Annotated in this window: 13 protein-coding genes; 8 read left to right on the top strand and 5 right to left on the bottom strand. The window is 63.2% G+C overall.

Features of this window, described 5'->3' with window-relative positions; translation table 11 throughout:
- Positions 1-41 precede the first annotated feature (41 nt).
- Positions 42-4,634 carry a DEAD/DEAH box helicase gene (locus tag H7C18_RS30240; protein ID WP_185132855.1) on the top strand — a complete coding sequence of 1,531 codons (4,593 nt, stop codon included), beginning with the start codon at positions 42-44 and terminating at the stop codon, positions 4,632-4,634.
- Between the two features lie 33 nt (positions 4,635-4,667).
- Here the strand turns inward: H7C18_RS30240 and H7C18_RS30235 are convergent, their stop codons facing one another.
- From H7C18_RS30235 to sigZ, 5 genes are all read right to left on the bottom strand, one after another.
- Positions 4,668-5,807 (bottom strand): GerAB/ArcD/ProY family transporter, encoded by a 1,140-nt coding sequence (locus H7C18_RS30235; protein ID WP_185132854.1) that lies wholly within the window; start codon positions 5,805-5,807, stop codon positions 4,668-4,670.
- Between the two features lie 15 nt (positions 5,808-5,822).
- The gene (locus tag H7C18_RS30230) at positions 5,823-5,993 is read right to left on the bottom strand and encodes a hypothetical protein (RefSeq protein WP_185132853.1); all 171 of its coding nucleotides are present in this window, start codon (positions 5,991-5,993) and stop codon (positions 5,823-5,825) included.
- Positions 5,994-6,092: 99 nt separating this feature from the next.
- Positions 6,093-7,265, bottom strand: a complete 1,173-nt coding sequence (locus H7C18_RS30225; RefSeq protein WP_185132852.1) for a Ger(x)C family spore germination protein — start codon at positions 7,263-7,265, stop codon at positions 6,093-6,095.
- 58 nt (positions 7,266-7,323) lie between these two features.
- Positions 7,324-8,847, bottom strand: a complete 1,524-nt coding sequence (locus tag H7C18_RS30220; protein WP_185132851.1) for a spore germination protein — start codon at positions 8,845-8,847, stop codon at positions 7,324-7,326.
- A gap of 435 nt (positions 8,848-9,282) precedes the next feature.
- Entirely contained in the window at positions 9,283-9,906 is a 624-nt protein-coding gene (gene sigZ / locus H7C18_RS30215; RefSeq protein WP_185132850.1) for an RNA polymerase sigma factor SigZ, read from the bottom strand.
- Between the two features lie 100 nt (positions 9,907-10,006).
- Between sigZ and H7C18_RS30210 the strand changes: the two genes are divergently transcribed.
- From H7C18_RS30210 to H7C18_RS30180, 7 genes are all read left to right on the top strand, one after another.
- A complete protein-coding gene (locus tag H7C18_RS30210) occupies positions 10,007-11,029 on the top strand; it encodes an aldo/keto reductase (RefSeq protein ID WP_185132849.1) in 1,023 nt (340 codons plus the stop codon).
- A gap of 94 nt (positions 11,030-11,123) precedes the next feature.
- Positions 11,124-11,639, top strand: a complete 516-nt coding sequence (locus H7C18_RS30205; RefSeq protein WP_185132848.1) for an acyl-CoA thioesterase — start codon at positions 11,124-11,126, stop codon at positions 11,637-11,639.
- A gap of 116 nt (positions 11,640-11,755) precedes the next feature.
- On the top strand, positions 11,756-13,312 hold the full coding sequence (locus tag H7C18_RS30200) for a glutamate synthase-related protein (RefSeq protein WP_420481893.1): 1,557 nt from the start codon (positions 11,756-11,758) through the stop codon (positions 13,310-13,312).
- 32 nt (positions 13,313-13,344) lie between these two features.
- Positions 13,345-14,175, top strand: a complete 831-nt coding sequence (locus H7C18_RS30195) for a GNAT family N-acetyltransferase (RefSeq protein ID WP_185132846.1) — start codon at positions 13,345-13,347, stop codon at positions 14,173-14,175.
- The gene (locus H7C18_RS30190) at positions 14,166-14,900 is read left to right on the top strand and encodes an AAA family ATPase (RefSeq protein ID WP_185132897.1); all 735 of its coding nucleotides are present in this window, start codon (positions 14,166-14,168) and stop codon (positions 14,898-14,900) included. The genes H7C18_RS30195 and H7C18_RS30190 overlap by 10 nt, the downstream gene beginning before the upstream one ends.
- 19 nt (positions 14,901-14,919) lie before the next feature.
- Positions 14,920-15,489: an NADPH-dependent FMN reductase gene (locus H7C18_RS30185; RefSeq protein WP_185132845.1), complete on the top strand. Its 570-nt coding sequence runs from the start codon at positions 14,920-14,922 to the stop codon at positions 15,487-15,489.
- 199 nt (positions 15,490-15,688) lie between these two features.
- Complete coding sequence (locus H7C18_RS30180; RefSeq protein ID WP_185132844.1) at positions 15,689-17,437, top strand: alpha/beta hydrolase family protein; 1,749 nt, start codon at positions 15,689-15,691, stop codon at positions 17,435-17,437.
- Positions 17,438-17,520 lie beyond the last annotated feature (83 nt).

The raw sequence follows: 17,520 nt of genomic DNA, 5'->3' as shown, positions 1-17,520 counted from the left end.
GCCCGCTCGCCGGCCGGCCAACGTACAAGGAGGAATTCATCGTGCCTTCATCCCTGCTGCAATCGTTCCATCCCGTGCTGGCCGAATGGTTTACGGCGTCGTTCGGCGATCCGACCGACGTTCAGACGCGGGCGTGGCCGCTCATCGCCGCCGGCCGGCATACGCTCATCGCGGCGCCGACCGGCTCGGGCAAGACGCTAGCGGCGCTGCTGCCCTGCCTGAATCGGATCGCCTCGGAGCCGACGGCGGCAGCGGGCGTCCGCGTGCTCTATGTCACGCCGCTCAAAGCGCTGAACAACGATATCCATCACCATGTGCTCGGATTCGTCGAAGAGCTGCACGCCCTGGCGGCGGCCGGAGGCCGCAACTGGCCCGGCATCCGCTGCGCCGTTCGCACCGGGGACACGACGTCGTCCCAGCGAAGCGCGATGCTGAAGCGGCCGCCGGACGTGCTGGTGACGACGCCGGAGTCGCTTTTTCTGCTGCTCGGTTCCGAGAAGGGGCGCGCGATGCTGGCGACCGTCCGCCAGACGGTCGTGGACGAGATTCACGACCTGGCCGGCGGCAAGCGCGGCGCGCATCTGGCGCTGTCGCTCGAACGGCTGGACGAGCTGTGCGGCACGCCGGTGCAGCGGATCGGCGTGTCGGCGACGCAGAAGCCGCTGGAGCGGGTCGCCCGCTTCCTCGGCGGCTGGGAGGAGCCGGAAGCGGGCTCCGCTGCCGCGAAGCCGGATGACGAAAAAGCGGAAGGAGCTGGCGGAGCGGATAGCGCCAAAAGCGACGGTGCAAGCCGGATCCTGACGGAGGAGGCGGATGGCACCGGTAGCGGCGAGGAGAGCCGGAGCGCAGCGGAAGCGGCGGAAGCCGAGGAAGAGGCCGGCCGCCATGCCGGCAAGCCGCATCCGCTCGGGTACCGGCCCCGGCCGGTCGCCATCGTCGAGAGCCGCATGAGCAAGCGGCTGGACGTGACGGTGACGATGCCGGACCAGAGCAGGCCCGCGCATACCCGGGAAGCCGTCTGGCAGCCGCTGCTCGACCGGATCGTGCAGCTTCTGGACGGCACCCGCTCGGCGATCGTCTTCGTGAACAGCCGAAGGCTATGCGAACGGCTTTGCCTGAGGCTCAATGACCACGTCGGCTACGAGCTGGCCCGTCCGCACCACGGAAGCGTGTCGCGCGAGCGCCGGCTCGAAGTCGAGCGCATGCTGAAGGCAGGCGAGCTGCGCTGCATCGTGGCGACGTCGTCGCTGGAGCTCGGCATCGACGTCGGCCATGTCGATCTGGTCATCCAGATCGACTCTCCGACGGGCGCCGCAAGCGGCATCCAGCGGTTCGGCCGGGCCGGCCACGCCGTCGGCGAAGCGAGCCGCGGCGTCATTCTGGCGCGCACGCGCGGGCCGCTGCCGGAGATCGCGGTGCTGAGCCGCCAGATCGCGGCGCGCGATATCGAGGAGATCCGGGTTCCCCGCAGCCCGCTCGACGTGCTGGCGCAGCAGATCGTCGGCATGGTCGCGGCGGACGATTGGCCGGTGGAGCGGCTTTACCGGTTGACGGCGCGCTGCGACAGCTACGCGTTTTTTTCCCGCGCGCGCTTGGACGAGCTGCTGGACGTGCTCTCGGGGCTGTACCCGTTCGCGAAGCCGCTGCTCGAATGGAACCGGGAGGACGGCATGCTGCGCTCCCGAAGCAATTCGGCGATGGCGGCCGTTACCGGCGCGGGGACGATTCCGCAGAGCGGCAACTATCCGGTTCATCATATCGACAGCCGCGTCCATCTGGGCGAGCTGGACGAGGAATTCATCCAGGAGAGCCGGGTCGGAGACGTGTTCCAGCTCGGCTCCGGGTCCTGGATGATCCGCGAGATTCGCCAGGACCGGGTGTACGTCGCCGAGGCCGCCAACCGGTTCAGCGAGGTGCCGTTCTGGCGGAACGAAGCGGGCGGACGGTCGTACGGGCTGGGCGAGAAAGTCGGCGCGTTCGTCCGCGAGCTCGGCGAGCGGCTCGGGCTGTCGGAGACGGAGGAAGGGGACGAGGCGTCGCTTCAAGCGAGGGAGGAGACGATCGCTTGGCTGGGCGACGCCTGCGGGATGGAGCGGCAAGCCGGCGGGCAGCTGGTCGACTGGATCTCCTCCCAGCAGCGGTTCTGCGGCCTCCCGACCGATCGCCGCATGCTGGTCGAGACGTACAAGGACGTCATGAACCAGACGCACGTGATTCTCCACAACTATTGCGGCCGCCGGGTGAACCGCGCCTGGCTGCTGGCGATCGAGCGGCAGTTCGAGACGCGGCTTCCTTATCGGCTGTACGGCAATGCGAAGGACAACGGCATCGAGCTCGTCCTTCCGGAATGGGACGAATCGTGGCTGGAAGCGATTCGGCAGGTGACGCCCTCCAATCTGGAGTCGCTGCTGACCGAGGCGATCTCCGGCTCGCCGCTGCTGGCGCTGGCGTTCCGCCGCATCGCCGAGACGTCGCTGCTGCTCTCCCGGAGCTTCCGCCGGACGCCGCTCTGGCAGAAGCGGCTGCGGGGCGAAGAGCTGCTGCGCGGCGCCATGCCTTATGCGGAGAGGTTCCCCTTGCTTCGCGAAGCGATGAAGGAATGCCTGTACGATTACCTGGACTACGAAGGGCTCAAAAAAACGCTGGAGCGGATTCAGGGCGGCGAGATTGCGCTGGATATTCGGGAGACGCCGCATCCGTCTCCGTTCGCCGCCCAGTTCCTCGCGGACTACGTCAATATGCGGGTCTACGAGGGGGACGGCGTCGACGAGTCGGTCCGGCTGCGCCTCCTGAACGTCAGCAAGGAGCTGGCCGTTCAAGTGTTCGGCCCGGACGGCGTACCGGGCGTCCGGCCGGAGGCCGTCGAAGAGCAGCGCCGAATGCTGGACGAGCCGGAGCGGCTGCCGGAGAACGCCGAAGGGTTGTACCGACTGCTCAAAACGAGAGGAGATATGACCGCCGACGAGCTGGCCCGGCTGGCCGGCGCCCCGGCTTTGGCGTGGCTGGAAGAACTGAGGGAAAAGGGCCGCGCGGTACCGGCCGATCTGACGGAGGACGGGGAATACCGGTGGATTTGCGCGGACGAGCGATCGATCTACGCTCGGTTTCCGGACGACGCGGAGTCGGTTCTGTTCGTCGTCGGCCGCTACGCCGGCCGCGTGCTGTCGTTCACCGAGCCCGAGCTGTGCGAGCGGTATCCGGCGCTGACGCTGCCGCAGGCCCGCGAAGCCGCGGAGCGGCTGCTGGCTGCTGGCCGAATCGTGCGGGCGCCGTTCGCCGCCGACGAGGAGGAGCGGATCTGGACCGACGCGTCCATCGCGTCCCGCGTGGTCCGGCTGTCGATCAGCCAAGCGCGCGGCGCGGCGGAAGCCTCGGAGCCGACCCGTTGGTGCGGGCAGATCGCCAAGCTTCAGTCGGCGCTGCAAGGAACGCAGCAGCCGCAAGGGCCGGAAGGGCTTCGCGCGGCGATGGAACGGCTGCAAGGGCTGTACTTTCCGCTTTCCCACTGGGAGACGATTCTGCTGCCTTCGCGCATGACCCGCTATCGCAAGGAAGATCTCGACGAGCTGTGCGCTTCGGGGGAAGTCGTCTGGCTGGGCAAAAAAGAAGAAGGGGACAAAGAAGGAAAAGTCGCTTTTTTTCTGGCGGAATCGCGGGAGCTGATCCGGCCTTGCATCGCCGCGGCCGCGGCCGAAGGGAAATCGTCGAAGCACCCGAAGCTGCTTGAACGGCTGCGGAGCGGCGGTGCCAGCTTCCTGACGGCGCTCGCCCGCGAGGAGGGCAAGACGCCGTCGGAACTGCTGCCGCAGCTGCTCGATCTGGTGTGGGAAGGCGCAGTCTCGAACGATCTGTTCGCCCCGCTGCGGCTTTCGCAAGCGCCGAAGCCTCGCAAGGGGCCGGACCGGACCGGCTCGGGCTTCGGGCGCTGGTATTGGACCGGCTCGCTGGCCGGCGGGACGACAGCCGTCACGGAGTCGGAGCCGGGAGACGTTCTTCCGGATACCGGACTCGAATCGTCCGCGGTTCGCTGGGCCCGCCATCTGCTGGACAGCTTCGGGCTCGTGAACAAAGAGCTGGTCGCCAAGGCCGCGCCGTTCGGATGGGACGCTTTTTATCCGGTGCTGAAGCAGCTGGAGGAATGGGGAACGGTCTCGCGCGGCATCTATGTGGCGGGCGACCCGTCGCTGCAGTTCACGACGCGGGAGATGGCGGAAGCCGTGGCGGGCTCGCCCGCCGGCGCGCGGAGCGAAGCCGCCACCGTGCTGTCGGCGGCCGATCCGGCCAATCCGTTCGGCTGGATCGCCGATTGGCCGTCATCGGCCCAAGGAGCTTCCTTCGCCCGGAAGCCGGGCAATTATCTCGTTCTGCAAGGCGATCGATGCGTCTACTGGATCGAGAACAACGGCCATCGAATTTATGGGCTGGACGGGAGCGACGCTCCGAAGTCGTCCCCCGGAGAGCAAGCGGCGATGCTTCGCTCCGTGCTTGTCTCGGTCATGAAGCGGCAGGGGCTGGTCAAAGTCGTGATCGACCGCATAGAAGGAACGCCGGTGCTCGAGACGGAGGTCGGCCGCGAGCTGCGCGGACTGGGAGCGGAGACCGATCGTCAATCGCTTGTCCTGTGGGCGAACTGACGCCGCGAACTGACACTGCCGCCCGGAACCGCCTTATCCTGAGGAATCGGCCGATCCGGACGCCCGCGCGCCGGACCGCCGCCGCTTGATTCCGATCAGAGCGGCAGTCAGCAGCAGCGGCAGCGTAAACCCGCCGAATGCCCAGAGCGGATGCATGACGTTGACGATCTCGATCCACTCCGTATTGCTGTCGTAGGATACCAGCGAATTGAGGAAGCCGATTAACGCCAGCGGCATCATAATCGCCCGGGCATCCTTCAGTTTGAACAGGTCTGATACGAAATGGGCCAGTACGAACAGCGCGATGGACTCCTTCATGTAGGAGCCGGCGATAAGCGACATGCCGATGACCGATTCGATCCGTTGGATGATTTCGAACGCCTCGATGATCCGGGCCAGCTCGAACAGCGAATATTTTTTGATTGGAGCGAGCGGTCCGAACAGCATCAGGGTGCACAGCGTGGACAGGATGAGGAACAGAATGCAGGAAGAGAACCCCTTGGCCAAAGAGCGCCCCAGAAAGGTACGATCCTCCTTCCGCGTATACTTCAGCAGCATGCCGAACACGAAGATCTCTTCGAAGGGGAACCCGAACGAGGAGTATGCCCCATGCCAGATCGGCCGCCACCCGTACGGGAAAACGGGCAGCAGATTGGCGAATTGATAGTTTGGAATGGCCAGCGCCAGAACGATCACCGTAAGCGGAATGATCAGCATCAGGATAAGCGCGAACATCCGGGCCATGACTTCGATCCCGGCCCGTGCGGTCAGCGCCGCAATGGCGAAGATCGCCAGATTGAACACCGTGTTCGGCGTCTCCCGCAGCATCGAGCTGTTCATGAACAGTCCGACATCGATGACGATTCCGGTTACGATGTGCAGCAGGAAGGGGACCGTCATGACGGACAACGCAAAGGTGACGGCGGTCCCGAGCGCTTTCTTGCTGCATTCGACGTAGCTGAGATCGGGCTCCGCCCGGTGCAGGAACAGCAGGCATCCGAGCAGGAGCAACCCGGCCGCTCCGGAGAAGAGCAGGGAGATCCAGGCCCCTCCGAAAGCCTCGCTGATGATCGGCCCCGGAATGTTGATGATCGCCGAGCCCGTCATAAAGGCAAAGAGCAGGAGACTCATCTGAAAGGCGCTAATCGGTACCGCCGCTTTCTTCTCCATCATGGAACATTCCCTCCCTTACTTCGGCTTGTAGGACAGGAAGCGCTCGATGCTCCGGGCCGGTCCGGCGAACAGCAAGTCGTTCCACTCGTACAATTCCATCCAGTCCAGATTGCCGGCGTAATCGATGGCCTCATAGACGGAAAAGGCGAGCAGGAACGCGTACACCGTTTTTTCGCGCCAATCCATTCTTCGCGTGACAAGCCGCTGGAAGATCAGCATCGCGGCATATACGACGGCAAGCAGAAGCAGTCTTGCGCCCAGGGGGCTCCCTCCTTTTCTCCTGAATCATTCGGAGCCTTTCCCGGTCACGGCCGGGCGGCCTTCGGAAGTGCCTGTCGTGACGATTTTCAGTCGGAGCCGAATCTGAAGGGGAATCTCGGAGAACCGCTTCTCCCAGTCGGGCTTCCACTTCCTCCAGAGCGCCGGTTGCACCGCGTAAACGCGCTGCCCCACGCCGATAATGTCGGTTTTTTCCCGTTGAAGCTGGTCGTATGTCGCCATGATCTCGTCCGTCAACGATTGACGAAGTCGCCGAATGAATTTTTGCTCGTCCTGATTGTTTTGAATCGTCGTGCATTTCAGCTCCCCGATCGCAAGCGTCGCATACGCATCCATCTGCAGTCGGGGCCGTTCGGAGAGATGTACTTTCAGCCGGCTGGAGAATTTCAGGATTTCGACGCTTTCCGACCGGTTCGGCTGGCCGGAGCAAGGCAAATTCTGCATGCCGGACTGGTACTTGTTGCGAAGCATCAACAGCCCTTCGGTATGCTTGGAGTCGAGAATCCCGATCATTCGGCCGTTCTTGATCAAGGCGACGCCGGCCGTGGAGAACGTATCTTTGCCCTGCGTCGCATAGAGATAGGGCAGCGCGGCGTCGCCGTTGCCGCTCAGCATTTGCTCGGCCATGTAGAGAAGGTTCGATTCGACCGTTTTGCCCGAGTCGTGGTAAGAAGTTTCCATCACGCGCAGCAACTGCTGACTGGTCGTCTGCTCGACAAGCGGGTGCTTGTCCAAGTATTCGCCTGCTTTGCCCCGCGTGACGGCTACGGCGGCGGTCAGCCTAGGCTCGTGGTCGCGATAATACATATCGAGCAGCTCTCCGATGTTGCGGTGCGCGGCTATCCGGTCGCTGATCAGAATCATCCGCATGTGGCTCCATTGCGCCTTGCGTCCGAGATGGATCGGAATGTCCCGGATCGCTTCTTCGACCGACAGATCCTTCGTTACGATATTGACGTACATAGAGCCGGTTCGCGACTTGCCCTGGCTCGTACCGGACGGCGTGGGACGATAGATTTGCGACGTCATCTCAATATTCCCGTCTTCCCCTTCGTCAAGCGCGACTCCCATGACGAAACCGAGCTGGGGCAGCTCGAATTGGCTCCAGCAGCCGGACAGGACCGGAAGCGACAGAAGGAGGGCGGACAGCAGGAAGCGACGGGCGGTCCAGATTCTCATGGTTACCTCCGAAGCCGCGCAGACGGAAGCCATGACGGAACCGCAGCGCGGGCAAGCGCTATTTGACGCTGCGATGATGGCCCCGATTCACGGGATTGCGCAGCAGACGGCTGAGCGGCGCTCGAATCACCACATCCCTGAACTGGCGTAGCCGAAGCGGCGCGAGCGGAGCGAGATAGGGCTGCCCCAGGGTGCGAAGCGAGCATAAATGGAGCAGGATGAGAAGAAAGCAGATCATCATCCCGAACCCCCCGAGCAGCGCCGCCGACACCATGAGCGGAAACCGCAGGATGCGAAGCGCGATCGCAAAATTGTATTGAGGAATCGTAAACGAAGCGATCCCGGTCAGCGCGACGATGACGACCATGATCGGCGACGCGATGCCGGCGCTGATCGCCGCGTCCCCGATGACGAGCGCCCCGACGATGCTGACCGCCGAACCGATCGATTTCGGCAGCCGGACCCCCGCCTCGCGCAACAGCTCGAAGAAGAACTCCATCAGCAGCGCCTCGAAAAAAGCGGGGAGCGGAATGCCTTCCCGCGCGTCGATGACGGCCAGCAGCAGGATGGTCGGAATCAGCTCGGGATGGTAAGTCGTCAAAGCGATATACAGACTCGGCAACGTCAGCGCGATGATGAAGGCGTTGATTCGCAAGATGCGGATGATGCTCGAGAAGATCGTACGCTGGTAATAATCTTCGCCGGACTGGAAGAATTCCGTGAATTTGCCCGGGCAGAGGAGGATGCTGCCGGTTCCTTGGACAAGCACGGCGATCTTGCCGTCCAGCATCGCCGCTACCGCCGTATCCGGCCGTTCCGTATACCGGTGCTGCGGAAACGGGGATAGGGGGGAGTCTTCGATCAGCTGTTCGATATAGGAAGACTCGAGAATTTCCATGTTCCGGGTCTTTTCCAACCTGACGCGAAACTCTTCGAGAAGGCCGGGATCGACCTTTCCTTCAATGAAACCGTAAGCGAATTGGGTTTGCGATTCACCGCCGCCGTTGCTCCTGACGATTTTGAAGTTGGGCGATTGCAGCCGCAGACGAAGCAGGCCGAGGTTTTTTTGCAAATTCTCGACGGTGCTCTCGTGCGGGCCCTGCACGACCGACTCGTTCGTCGGTTCCGCCACTTGCCGGCTCTCGACCGACAGCGCGCTGAAGCTGAGCGCCCGGTTCCAGCCGTCGAACGCGACGACGACATGGCCGGCGGAGATGTCGGCCGCGACGGAAGGCAAATCGCAGCGCATTTGGGCCAGTTCCGCGGAGACGCCGCGCCGTTCGAAGAAGGCGGCCAGCTCGTCGATCTTAAGCTCGGTGCCCGGCCCGACTTCGTGGGTGAGCAGGTCCTGCAGCACCGACTTCATATAGTTCTGGTGTCTCTCCTGGACCAGGGAGTCATAGAAGAAGGAGCAGGATCGGAAGGCCAGATCGGGACCGTATCGCCAAGGCAGGATCACGAAGTCCGAGCTGCCTTCGAACAAACGGCGGATCCGCGCCAGATTGTCGTCCAAGTTTTCCGACCAGGGCTCAGCCTCGCCCGGGGAGACGCTCCGCCGGGATCCGGCTTCCGTGCGGTCCATGCATGTCCCTCCCTCCGTTGCCGCAAATTACCGGTTTTCGCTTAGTATGGACGGGAGCTCTCAGGATATGCAGCAGAGCGGTCAGAAGGTTCGATTGCTGCGACGGTTTAGGAGAGTTAGGGGCAGGCTGGTTGCGGGAGGACATAGGGAGCGGTTGACGGGAGCGAGAGGCGGAGGGACGGCGGAAAGAAGGCGGTCACGAGACAGACTGCAGGAGGAGGAACGAGACGAGAAGCCGCAGGAGTTTGCCGGCAGACAAAAAGCAGGAACATGTTTCCACGGGAGTTCTCGCGAGAGTTGCTGCTTTTCGACATTAACTCCGCTCGAATAGCCCTGCCCCCGCGAGAACTGTTGCTTTTGGACACGAACCCGACCCGAAAACCCCATCCCTGCGAGAATTGTTGCTCCCGGGCACACTTCCCGAGCTTGCAGCCCTCAGCTGTCCGAACAGATCGAGAGCGGGAGTTTGTCTGCGGAACGGGCTTTTTTGCGCTTTTTGGGAGGATCGCGATATTCGGCCAGCACGATGCGGAAGTCGATGATGTGGCCGTAGGCGTCCGATTCGATATGGCAGCAGCCGGTCAGCAGCTCCTTCAGCAGCTCGCGGCCGCGCTGCACGCGCGATTTGGCCGCGGAGTACGAGATGCCGAGCCGCTCGGCGAGCTGCTTCTGCGGCAGCCCTTGAAGCTCCGACAGCTCCAGCGCCTCCCGATAGATGTCCGGCAGCCGGGGAATGGCCGTCTCGAAGCAAGCGATCACCTCTCGCGCGTAATCCGGCTCCGGCGGCGCCTCCGCGGCAATCGAAAGATCGTCCGGCATCGCATCAAGCGGCTTGCGCTTCCGGTAATGATCCGCGATCGTATTCCGCACGATCCGGTAAATCCACGGCTTGATTTTCCGTTCGTCCTGCAGATCGTTCCGATGCTTGTATATTTTCACGAACGCGTCCTGAACGATGTCCTCCGCGTCCGCGTTTCCGCGCGTTTCCCGGTCGACAAAGCGGCGCACCGGCTCGTAATATTCGTTCCACAACGCGGCGATTTCCGTTTCCTTTTCCATCGGCTACCCCGTTCCTCGAAAAAAAATTCACCGTTTCTTGCGTCCCTCGGAGAAGAGGTCCGTCTTCCTAAGTGTAATCAATTCATAGGAGGATGAGAAGATGAAGTACAATTTGTTGGGCAACACGGGCGTGCTCGTATCGGAGATCGGGTTGGGAACGATGACGTTCGGCGGAGGCGGAGCCTGGGAAGCGTTCGGAGGAATCGGAGAGAAGGAAGCGGCGGCGCTCGTCGATCAGGCGCTTGATGCGGGGGTCAATTTTTTCGATACCGCCAACGTTTATTCGGACGGGCGTTCCGAGGAATGGCTCGGAAAAGCATTGAAAACGAAGCGGCACCAGGCGATCGTCGCGACCAAGGTAAGGGGGCGAATGGGGCCGGGGCCGAACGATATCGGTTTGTCGCGACTCAGCATCATCCGTCAAGCGGAGGAAAGCTTGCGAAGGCTCGGCACCGACTATATCGATCTGTACCAAATCCACAACCCCGATCAACTGACGGACTGGGAAGAGACGCTTCGCGCTATGGACGATCTCGTCCGCTCGGGGAAGGTGCGCTATATCGGCAGCTCCAACATGACCGGCTGGGAGATCGTGAAGACGCGGGCGGTCTCGCGGCAGCACGGCCTGCATGCGTTCAAAAGCAGCCAGTCGTACTATTCGCTCGCCGGCAGAGAGCTGGAGCGGGAGATCATCCCGGCGCTTCGGGACCAGAACATGGGGCTCATCGTCTGGAGTCCGCTCGCGGGCGGCTTCCTGTCGGGCAAGTACGGCCGCGGCAACCGCGGGACGGACGGCGACCGGTTCGCCAAGTTCGCTTTTCCGCCCGTGGACGAAGAGAAGGCGTATGCGATTATCGACGCGCTCCAAGACATCGCCCGGGCGCGGGAGTCGACGGCGGCGCGGATCGCGCTCGCCTGGCTGCTGAATCAGCCGGCCGTCACGACGGTCGTCGTCGGAGCCAAACGTCCCGATCAGCTGCAGGACAATCTTGCAGCCGGCGGCATCGCGCTGACTCCCGAAGAGCGCTCGCGGCTGGACGAGGCAAGCCGGCTGCCGGTCGAATACCCGGCCTGGCCGTTCATGGAGGACGACGAATCGATCGTCCGCAAGCTGCCGCGATAATCGCGAGGAAGACCCCGTCGCCCAAGCGAAATTATGGTATGCTGGGATGGTAAAATGAACCGGCGTATTCCGGGACGAGAAGGAGATCGGTACGATGGATAGCAAACGCTGCAGCGAATCGAGAACGATTTTTTCCAACCATGTGCTCCCGCCGGACACGAACAACCACGGCACGCTGTTCGGCGGCAAGCTGATGTCGTATATCGACGACGTGGCCGCCCGCTCGGCCATGAAGCACAGCCGCCGAACGTGCGTGACCGCGTCGATGGACTCCATCGACTTCCTGCAGCCGATCCGGGCGAACGACGAAGTGGTGCTGGAAGGGTTCGTCACGTGGACGCACCGCACGTCGATGGAGGTGTTCGTCAAAGTCATCCGCGAGGATCTGCTGACGACGGAACGCATGCTGTGCGCGACCGCGTTCCTGACGTTCGTGGCGCTGGACGAGACGGGGGCGCCGACGCCCGTCCCCGGCGTGGTGCCGGAGTCTCCGGAAGAGATCGGCTTGAACGCTTCGGCTGCGGGGCGGATGGAGGCGCGCACGGCCCGAAGACGCGAGAGCAAGCGGGTGGCGGAGCGATTCGGCGTCGGTTTTCCATGGGAAAAGTAAGGAGGCGGACTCGTCCGTCTCTCGGTTGCCAATTCTGACGGGAGGGAGCGATCGGTTTGCAAGGGGCGATTATCGTCATTCTGTTGGTGGTGTTCATCCTCGTTCCGGCTTCGCTGATGTTCTACTTATGGCTTGCGGCCAAGAAGCCGCAGCATTCGATCATCCGCGCGCATCCGTACATGGGGTGGATCCGATACTTGCTCGAGAAGCTCGGGCCGGAATTCCGGCAATATTGGTTTGACGGCGATACGGAGGGCAAGCCGTTCTCGCGGGCGGACTACACCGGGCTCGTCTTCGCCGCCAAATACCGCACCGACCTGATCAGCTTCGGCTCCAAGCGCGATTATTCTCAGCCCGGCTACTATTTGGCCAACGGCATGTTCCCCAAGCTCGTCGAAGAATTGCGGACCGACCTTGGCGATACAGTCCGGTCCAAGCGGTACGAGATCCGGCATGAGGGGCTGTTCAGCCGCAAGGAGCGTCTGGTCGAGGACAAGGCGAGAAGGTGGCTGTACCGCGAGGAAGACGCGGTAATCGTCGGGCAGAAGAGAGAAAAACCTTGGAAGCTGCGCGGCATGTTCGGCGCTTCGGCGACGTCATACGGCGCGGTCGGCGAGCATTATATCCAAGCGGCTGCCGGCGGCGCCATGATGGCCGGCGGCTCGTGGATCAATACGGGCGAAGGCGGCGTCGCCGACGTCCATCTGGCCGGCGGAGCGGACATCGTCGCGCAGATCGGCCCCGGCCTTTTCGGTTATCGCGACGGAGAGGGCCATTTCTCGTTCGAGGAGTTCCGGGCGAAGGCGGCGGAGCCGCTCGTCAAGGCGTTCGAGCTGAAGTTCGCGCAGGGGGCCAAGATCCGCGGCGGCCACCTGGAGGGCAAGAAGGTGAACGAGAAGATCGCCGCGATCCGCAAAGTGCCGGTCGGCCGGACGGTCAATTCGCCCAATCGCTTTCCGTTCCTGACCGGACCGGAAGAGACGCTTCGCTTCATCGCCAAGCTGCAGGAGGAAGGCGGCAAGCCGGTCGGAATCAAGATCGTCGTCGGCGATCCGCAAGGGCTGGAGCCGCTGTTCCGCGCGATGACCGATCTCGATCTGTTCCCTGACTTCATCACGGTCGACGGGAGCGAAGGCGGCTCGGGCGCGACGTTCAAGTCGATGGCGGACGGGATGGGGCTGCCGCTGTTCCCGGCGCTGATCGCGCTGGACGACGCGGCGAGAAGGTTCGGCGTGCGCGACCGCTTCCGCATCTTCGCCTCCGGCAAGCTGATCTCGCCCGACCAGGCGGCGATCGCGCTCGCTCTCGGCGCGGACGCGGTCAACTCGGCGCGCGGTTTCATGATGGCCGGCGGCTGCATCATGGCGATGCAGTGCCATACCGGGAAGTGTCCGGCCGGCGTGACGACGACCGATCCGAAGTACATGGCCGCCCTCGTGCCGGAGGAGAAAATGTGGCGGATCATGAACTACATCCTGCAAATGCGCGAAGGAGTGTTCGCCTTGGCCGCGGCATGCGGGCTGGAGAGCCCGAGGCAGCTGACTCGCGACCATGTCGTGTTCAAGAACGAGCTCGGCCGGACGGCGCGCATGAGCGAGCTGTTCCCGTATCCGGCGCCGGAGACCGGCGCGCGGGAGGACCGCCGGCCGGAGGCGCGAACCGATGCCGGCTGAGACCGAACAGGAACCGTCGGAGGTGACTGGACATGCTGCTGCCTAGCTATGAGCTGACGGAGCGAATCGAGCGGGCGGAGACGGAGGCGCTGCTGGATCGGATGGAAGCGATCCGGTCGCGGCCCGGCAACCCCGAAGCCGTGGAAGTTGCGCGAATCGGCGGAGCCGTATGCTTCTACAGCCGGACGATGCCCTGGCCCTCCTTCAACACGGTCAAAGGCGTCCGTTCTGCGGATGTCGCGCGTTTGGACGAGATTCTCGACTTCTATCGCTCCCGGGGGCGCAAGCCCCAATTCGAGCTCGTGCCGGCGCTCGCCGGACCGGAGCTGGCGGAAGCGCTCGCCGATCGGGGCTTCTACGCTTCGGGCTCGCACGCTTCCTTGTTCGCGGATCCGGGCGAAGCGCCGGCCGGGGAACGGCCGCCTTCGGGGTCCATCGAGATCCGCAGATTGCGGGAGGACGAATTCGAGACGTATGGAACGATCCATTGCCGCAGCTTCGGTTTGCCCGACAACGGCATTGCGCCGGTGGCGGAGAATAACCGCGTGCTGCACGGCCGGCCCGGCTGGTCGTTTTACCTCGGGCTGACCGGGGATCGTCCGGCTGCCGCCGCCGTGCTTCGGGCGGCGGACGGCGTCGGCTCGCTGACGTTCGCGGCGACGCTGCCCGAGTACCGCGGCCTAGGCCTGCATCGGGAGCTGCTGCTCGCCCGCCTGGAGGAGACGCGCCGGCTCGGCGGCCGGCTGCTGGTCGGGCAATGCGCCTACTTGTCCCGGAGCCACCGCAACATGGAACGGATCGGCATGCGGCTCGCATACGTCAGATCGACCTGGACGGAGAGGAGGCAGCCCCCATCTACTTAAGAGAGCTTCATCTGCTAAGCGAAAGAGTCGGCCGTCCCTCCGCCTACCCGTTCAACATTCCCGCCATTCGCGGGCTGGACAAGCTTTCATTTCGCAGCAACGTGACCTTTTTTACGGGCGAGAACGGTTCGGGCAAGTCGACCTTGCTCGAAGCGATCGCGTACCAAAGCGGCTTTCATACGGGCGGAGGAGGCCGCAACAACGCCTACGAGCTGGCGTCGTCGGAATCGCACCTCGGCGAGGCGATCCGTCTGTCCTGGCTGCCCAAAACAAGCCAAGGCTTCTTCCTGCGCGCCGAATCGTTCTATTCGTTCGCGAGCCATGTCGACGAAATCGCCCGGGAAGATCCGGACGTTTATCGCGCCTACGGCGGACGGTCGCTGCATGAGCGCTCGCACGGAGAATCGTTCCTGGCGCTGTTCGAGAACCGCTTCAACCGGCCGGGGCTTTATCTGCTGGACGAGCCCGAAGCCGCCCTATCCCCGGCCAGGCAGTTGATCTTTCTGCGCCATATTCACGAGCTGCAGCGCAAATCCCAGCTGATCGTCGCGACGCATTCGCCGATTTTGCTCGGCTATCCGCATGCCGAAATTTATCATTTTCATGAGAGCGGCATCAAGCCGATCCGCTATGAGGACACCGAGACGTATCAGATTACGAGGCGTTTTTTGGAGAATCGGGCATTTTATTTGAACGAACTTCTGGAGGAAGAACCGGAGTTCTAACGGGACGGAGGATGGGAAAATGTCGGATCGGCAACATGCGGAAGGCGTCCGGAGCGAGAAGCTGGTGCTGGGCGTCTCGGGCAGCCTGCGGGAACAATCGGTCAACACCGCCATTCTGAAAGCGATGCGGAATTTGGCGCCCGAAGGAATTCGGTTCGAGCTTTTCGAAGGACTGGACCGGCTGCCTTATTTCAGCACGGACCTGGATCAGGATACGCTGCCCGAGCCCGAAGCGGTCGGGCGGTGGCGCGGACGTCTTCGGCAGGCGGACGCCGTCGTCCTCTGTACCCCGGAGTTCGCCGCGGGCGTGCCGGGCGTGCTCAAGAACGCGTTGGAGTGGACGGTATCGTCCGCGGAATTCATGAACAAGCCGACGGCCGTCATCAGCGCTTCGCCGACGCAGACCGGCGGCGATAAAGCCCATGCTTCGCTGCTGTTGACGCTGGGCATGCTGATGGCGGATATGCCGGAGGCAGGCAAGCTGACGATCCCGCTCGCCGGCAAATACGTGAACGAAAGCAAGGAAGTGTCGGACCCCGTGCTGCTGGATCGGCTGCGGGCGGTTCTGGATGCGGTCGTCCGCCCTTAAGGGCGGACGATAGGCAGGGTCCCCGCATAGTGCCTGAGGAAGCTTCGAAGCCAAGCTCCGCTTTGCGGGGATATCTTACGGGATGTCTTGTCAAGACGCGTCAAATCGGCTATTGTTTATTTAGATAATTATCTAATTATCGAAATGAAAGTCTCGGAAGGTGCTGGATTCGGGAAAAGAGAGAGGAGAATCGGTACAGATGGGGAAACGCAAACGTACAAAAGTTGAAAAGACGAGTCGGACGGTATTGGCCGGATGCCTGATGGCGGGGCTTCTGCTGCCCGGAGCCGCATGGGCCGAAACCGGCGCGGCCGCGGAGACCCAGACCGCCCCGGCCGCATCGGCGCCCGCCTCGGAAGGAGGTTCGTCCGCCGTCGGATCGCTCCCCGCGCTCGTTCCGCTGCGGGAAGCCTCGGAGCAGCTTGGCGCGGTCGTCATCTACAAGTCTTCGGACCGCTCGGTCTCCATTCAATGGGCCGGCCGTCTCATCCGCTTAAGCCATGAAGGGATAACCGTTGAGGCCGAGGGGCAACAAACGGCCGCATTGTCCGCCAAGCCGACGGTCGGTTCGGAGGGAAGGCTGTACCTCCCGTTGGACGCGTTCCGACAGGCTTTCGGTATTCAAGCGGACTGGAGCGACAAGGACGGCATCGAGCCGGGCGCGAACGAGACCGCGGCGAGAGCGGCGTTGTTCATGCGGCAGCTTGCCTCCGGCAAGGTCCAGGACGCGGGAGCTCTTCTGGATTCGCAGCTGGCGGCCGTCCTGCCGCCGGACAAGCTCGCCGCTCTGCCGCAGCAGATTGTCTCCGCGTTCGGGCCGCCGGCCCGGCTGGACCGGGTATCGGTCGAAGACAACGGCGTCCATGTGAACGCCAAGCTGTCCTACACTTCCAAGCTGAAGGCGCCGTTCGCGATCGAGATCCGCTTCAACCATGACGGAGAGATCGACGACCTCTACATTCCGTCCACGCCGGAAGCCGGCTACGCCGCTCCCGATTACGACGATCCGTCCGCTTACGCCGAAGAGCAAGTCACGGTCGGCGAAGGAACGTTCGCGCTTCCGGGCACGCTGACGATTCCGGCGTCCGGGGAGCCGTCAGCCGTCGCGGTGCTCGTTCACGGCTCGGGTCCGGAAGACCGCGACGAATCGATCGGCGCGGCGAAAACGTTCCGCGACTTGGCGGTCGGTCTGGCCAAGGAAGGAATCGCCACGATCCGCTACGAGAAAAGAACGAGAGAGCATACTATGCAGTCCGCAACGCCGGACTTGACGGTGAACGAGGAGACGATCGACGACGCGCTGCTCGCCGCGGAGAAGGTTCGCAGCGATCCCCGCTTCGCCGGCAAACCGGTCGTCGTCATCGGCCACAGCCAGGGCGCCATGCTCGTGCCGCGGCTGCTTAACCAGGACAAGGATAAGGCGGTGGATGCCGCCGTCTTGATGGCCGGCCCGGCGGAGCCGCTCGAAGACCTCATGCTGACTCAATACGAGAACGCGGTCGACCGCGCCGTCGCGGCGGGACAGCCGGACGAGGTCGTCTCGCAGCTGAAGCAGCAGGCCGAAGCATGGAAGATGACGCTCGGCGTGATCAAGAACGAGGCGTACACGGCGGACGACTATCCGGCGAACCTGCGGATTCCCAACGCGCGCTGGTGGTTCGACTTCCGCAACTACAACGGTCCGGAGATCGCCAGGACGCAGAGCGTTCCGCTGTTCATCCTGCAAGGCGCCAACGACGTACAGGTGGACGCCTCCAACCTGGACGGCTGGAAATCGGCGCTGGCCGGCCGAGCGGACGTGCAATACGAGCTGTATCCGAAGCTGAACCACCTGTTCGTGCCTTCCGACCAGCCTTCAACCGGCGCCGAATACTTCGTTCCCGGCAACGTTCCGCTGCAAGTGTCCGAGGACATCGCGTCCTGGATCGGAAAGCTTCCGAAAAAATAAGAGAAGCGGCTGTAACGAGAAACAGCGGGAACCGGCCCTCCGCCGATACCGCCCGGATTGTGAATCCGGGCGGTTTTTCGCAT

The organism is Cohnella zeiphila, assembly GCF_014212055.1.
In the GTDB taxonomy this organism is placed as follows: Bacteria; Bacillota; Bacilli; order Paenibacillales; family Paenibacillaceae; genus Cohnella; species Cohnella zeiphila.
The sequence above is the reverse complement of the archived record's forward strand: the minus strand, read 5'-3'. Positions and strand labels throughout refer to the sequence as shown.

What these genes read in the sequence shown, in the direction of transcription:
- H7C18_RS30225 (WP_185132852.1), bottom strand. Translation starts at nt 7,265, where the DNA reads ATGAGAATCTGGACCGCCCGTCGCTTCCTGCTGTCCGCCCTCCTTCTG.
- H7C18_RS30230 (WP_185132853.1), bottom strand. Translation starts at nt 5,993, where the DNA reads ATGGATTGGCGCGAAAAAACGGTGTACGCGTTCCTGCTCGCCTTTTCC.
- H7C18_RS30180 (WP_185132844.1), top strand. Translation starts at nt 15,689, where the DNA reads ATGGGGAAACGCAAACGTACAAAAGTTGAAAAGACGAGTCGGACGGTA.
- H7C18_RS30220 (WP_185132851.1), bottom strand. Translation starts at nt 8,847, where the DNA reads ATGGACCGCACGGAAGCCGGATCCCGGCGGAGCGTCTCCCCGGGCGAG.
- H7C18_RS30195 (WP_185132846.1), top strand. Translation starts at nt 13,345, where the DNA reads ATGCTGCTGCCTAGCTATGAGCTGACGGAGCGAATCGAGCGGGCGGAG.
- H7C18_RS30210 (WP_185132849.1), top strand. Translation starts at nt 10,007, where the DNA reads ATGAAGTACAATTTGTTGGGCAACACGGGCGTGCTCGTATCGGAGATC.
- H7C18_RS30200 (WP_420481893.1), top strand. Translation starts at nt 11,756, where the DNA reads ATGTTCTACTTATGGCTTGCGGCCAAGAAGCCGCAGCATTCGATCATC.
- sigZ (WP_185132850.1), bottom strand. Translation starts at nt 9,906, where the DNA reads ATGGAAAAGGAAACGGAAATCGCCGCGTTGTGGAACGAATATTACGAG.
- H7C18_RS30205 (WP_185132848.1), top strand. Translation starts at nt 11,124, where the DNA reads ATGGATAGCAAACGCTGCAGCGAATCGAGAACGATTTTTTCCAACCAT.
- H7C18_RS30235 (WP_185132854.1), bottom strand. Translation starts at nt 5,807, where the DNA reads ATGATGGAGAAGAAAGCGGCGGTACCGATTAGCGCCTTTCAGATGAGT.
- H7C18_RS30185 (WP_185132845.1), top strand. Translation starts at nt 14,920, where the DNA reads ATGTCGGATCGGCAACATGCGGAAGGCGTCCGGAGCGAGAAGCTGGTG.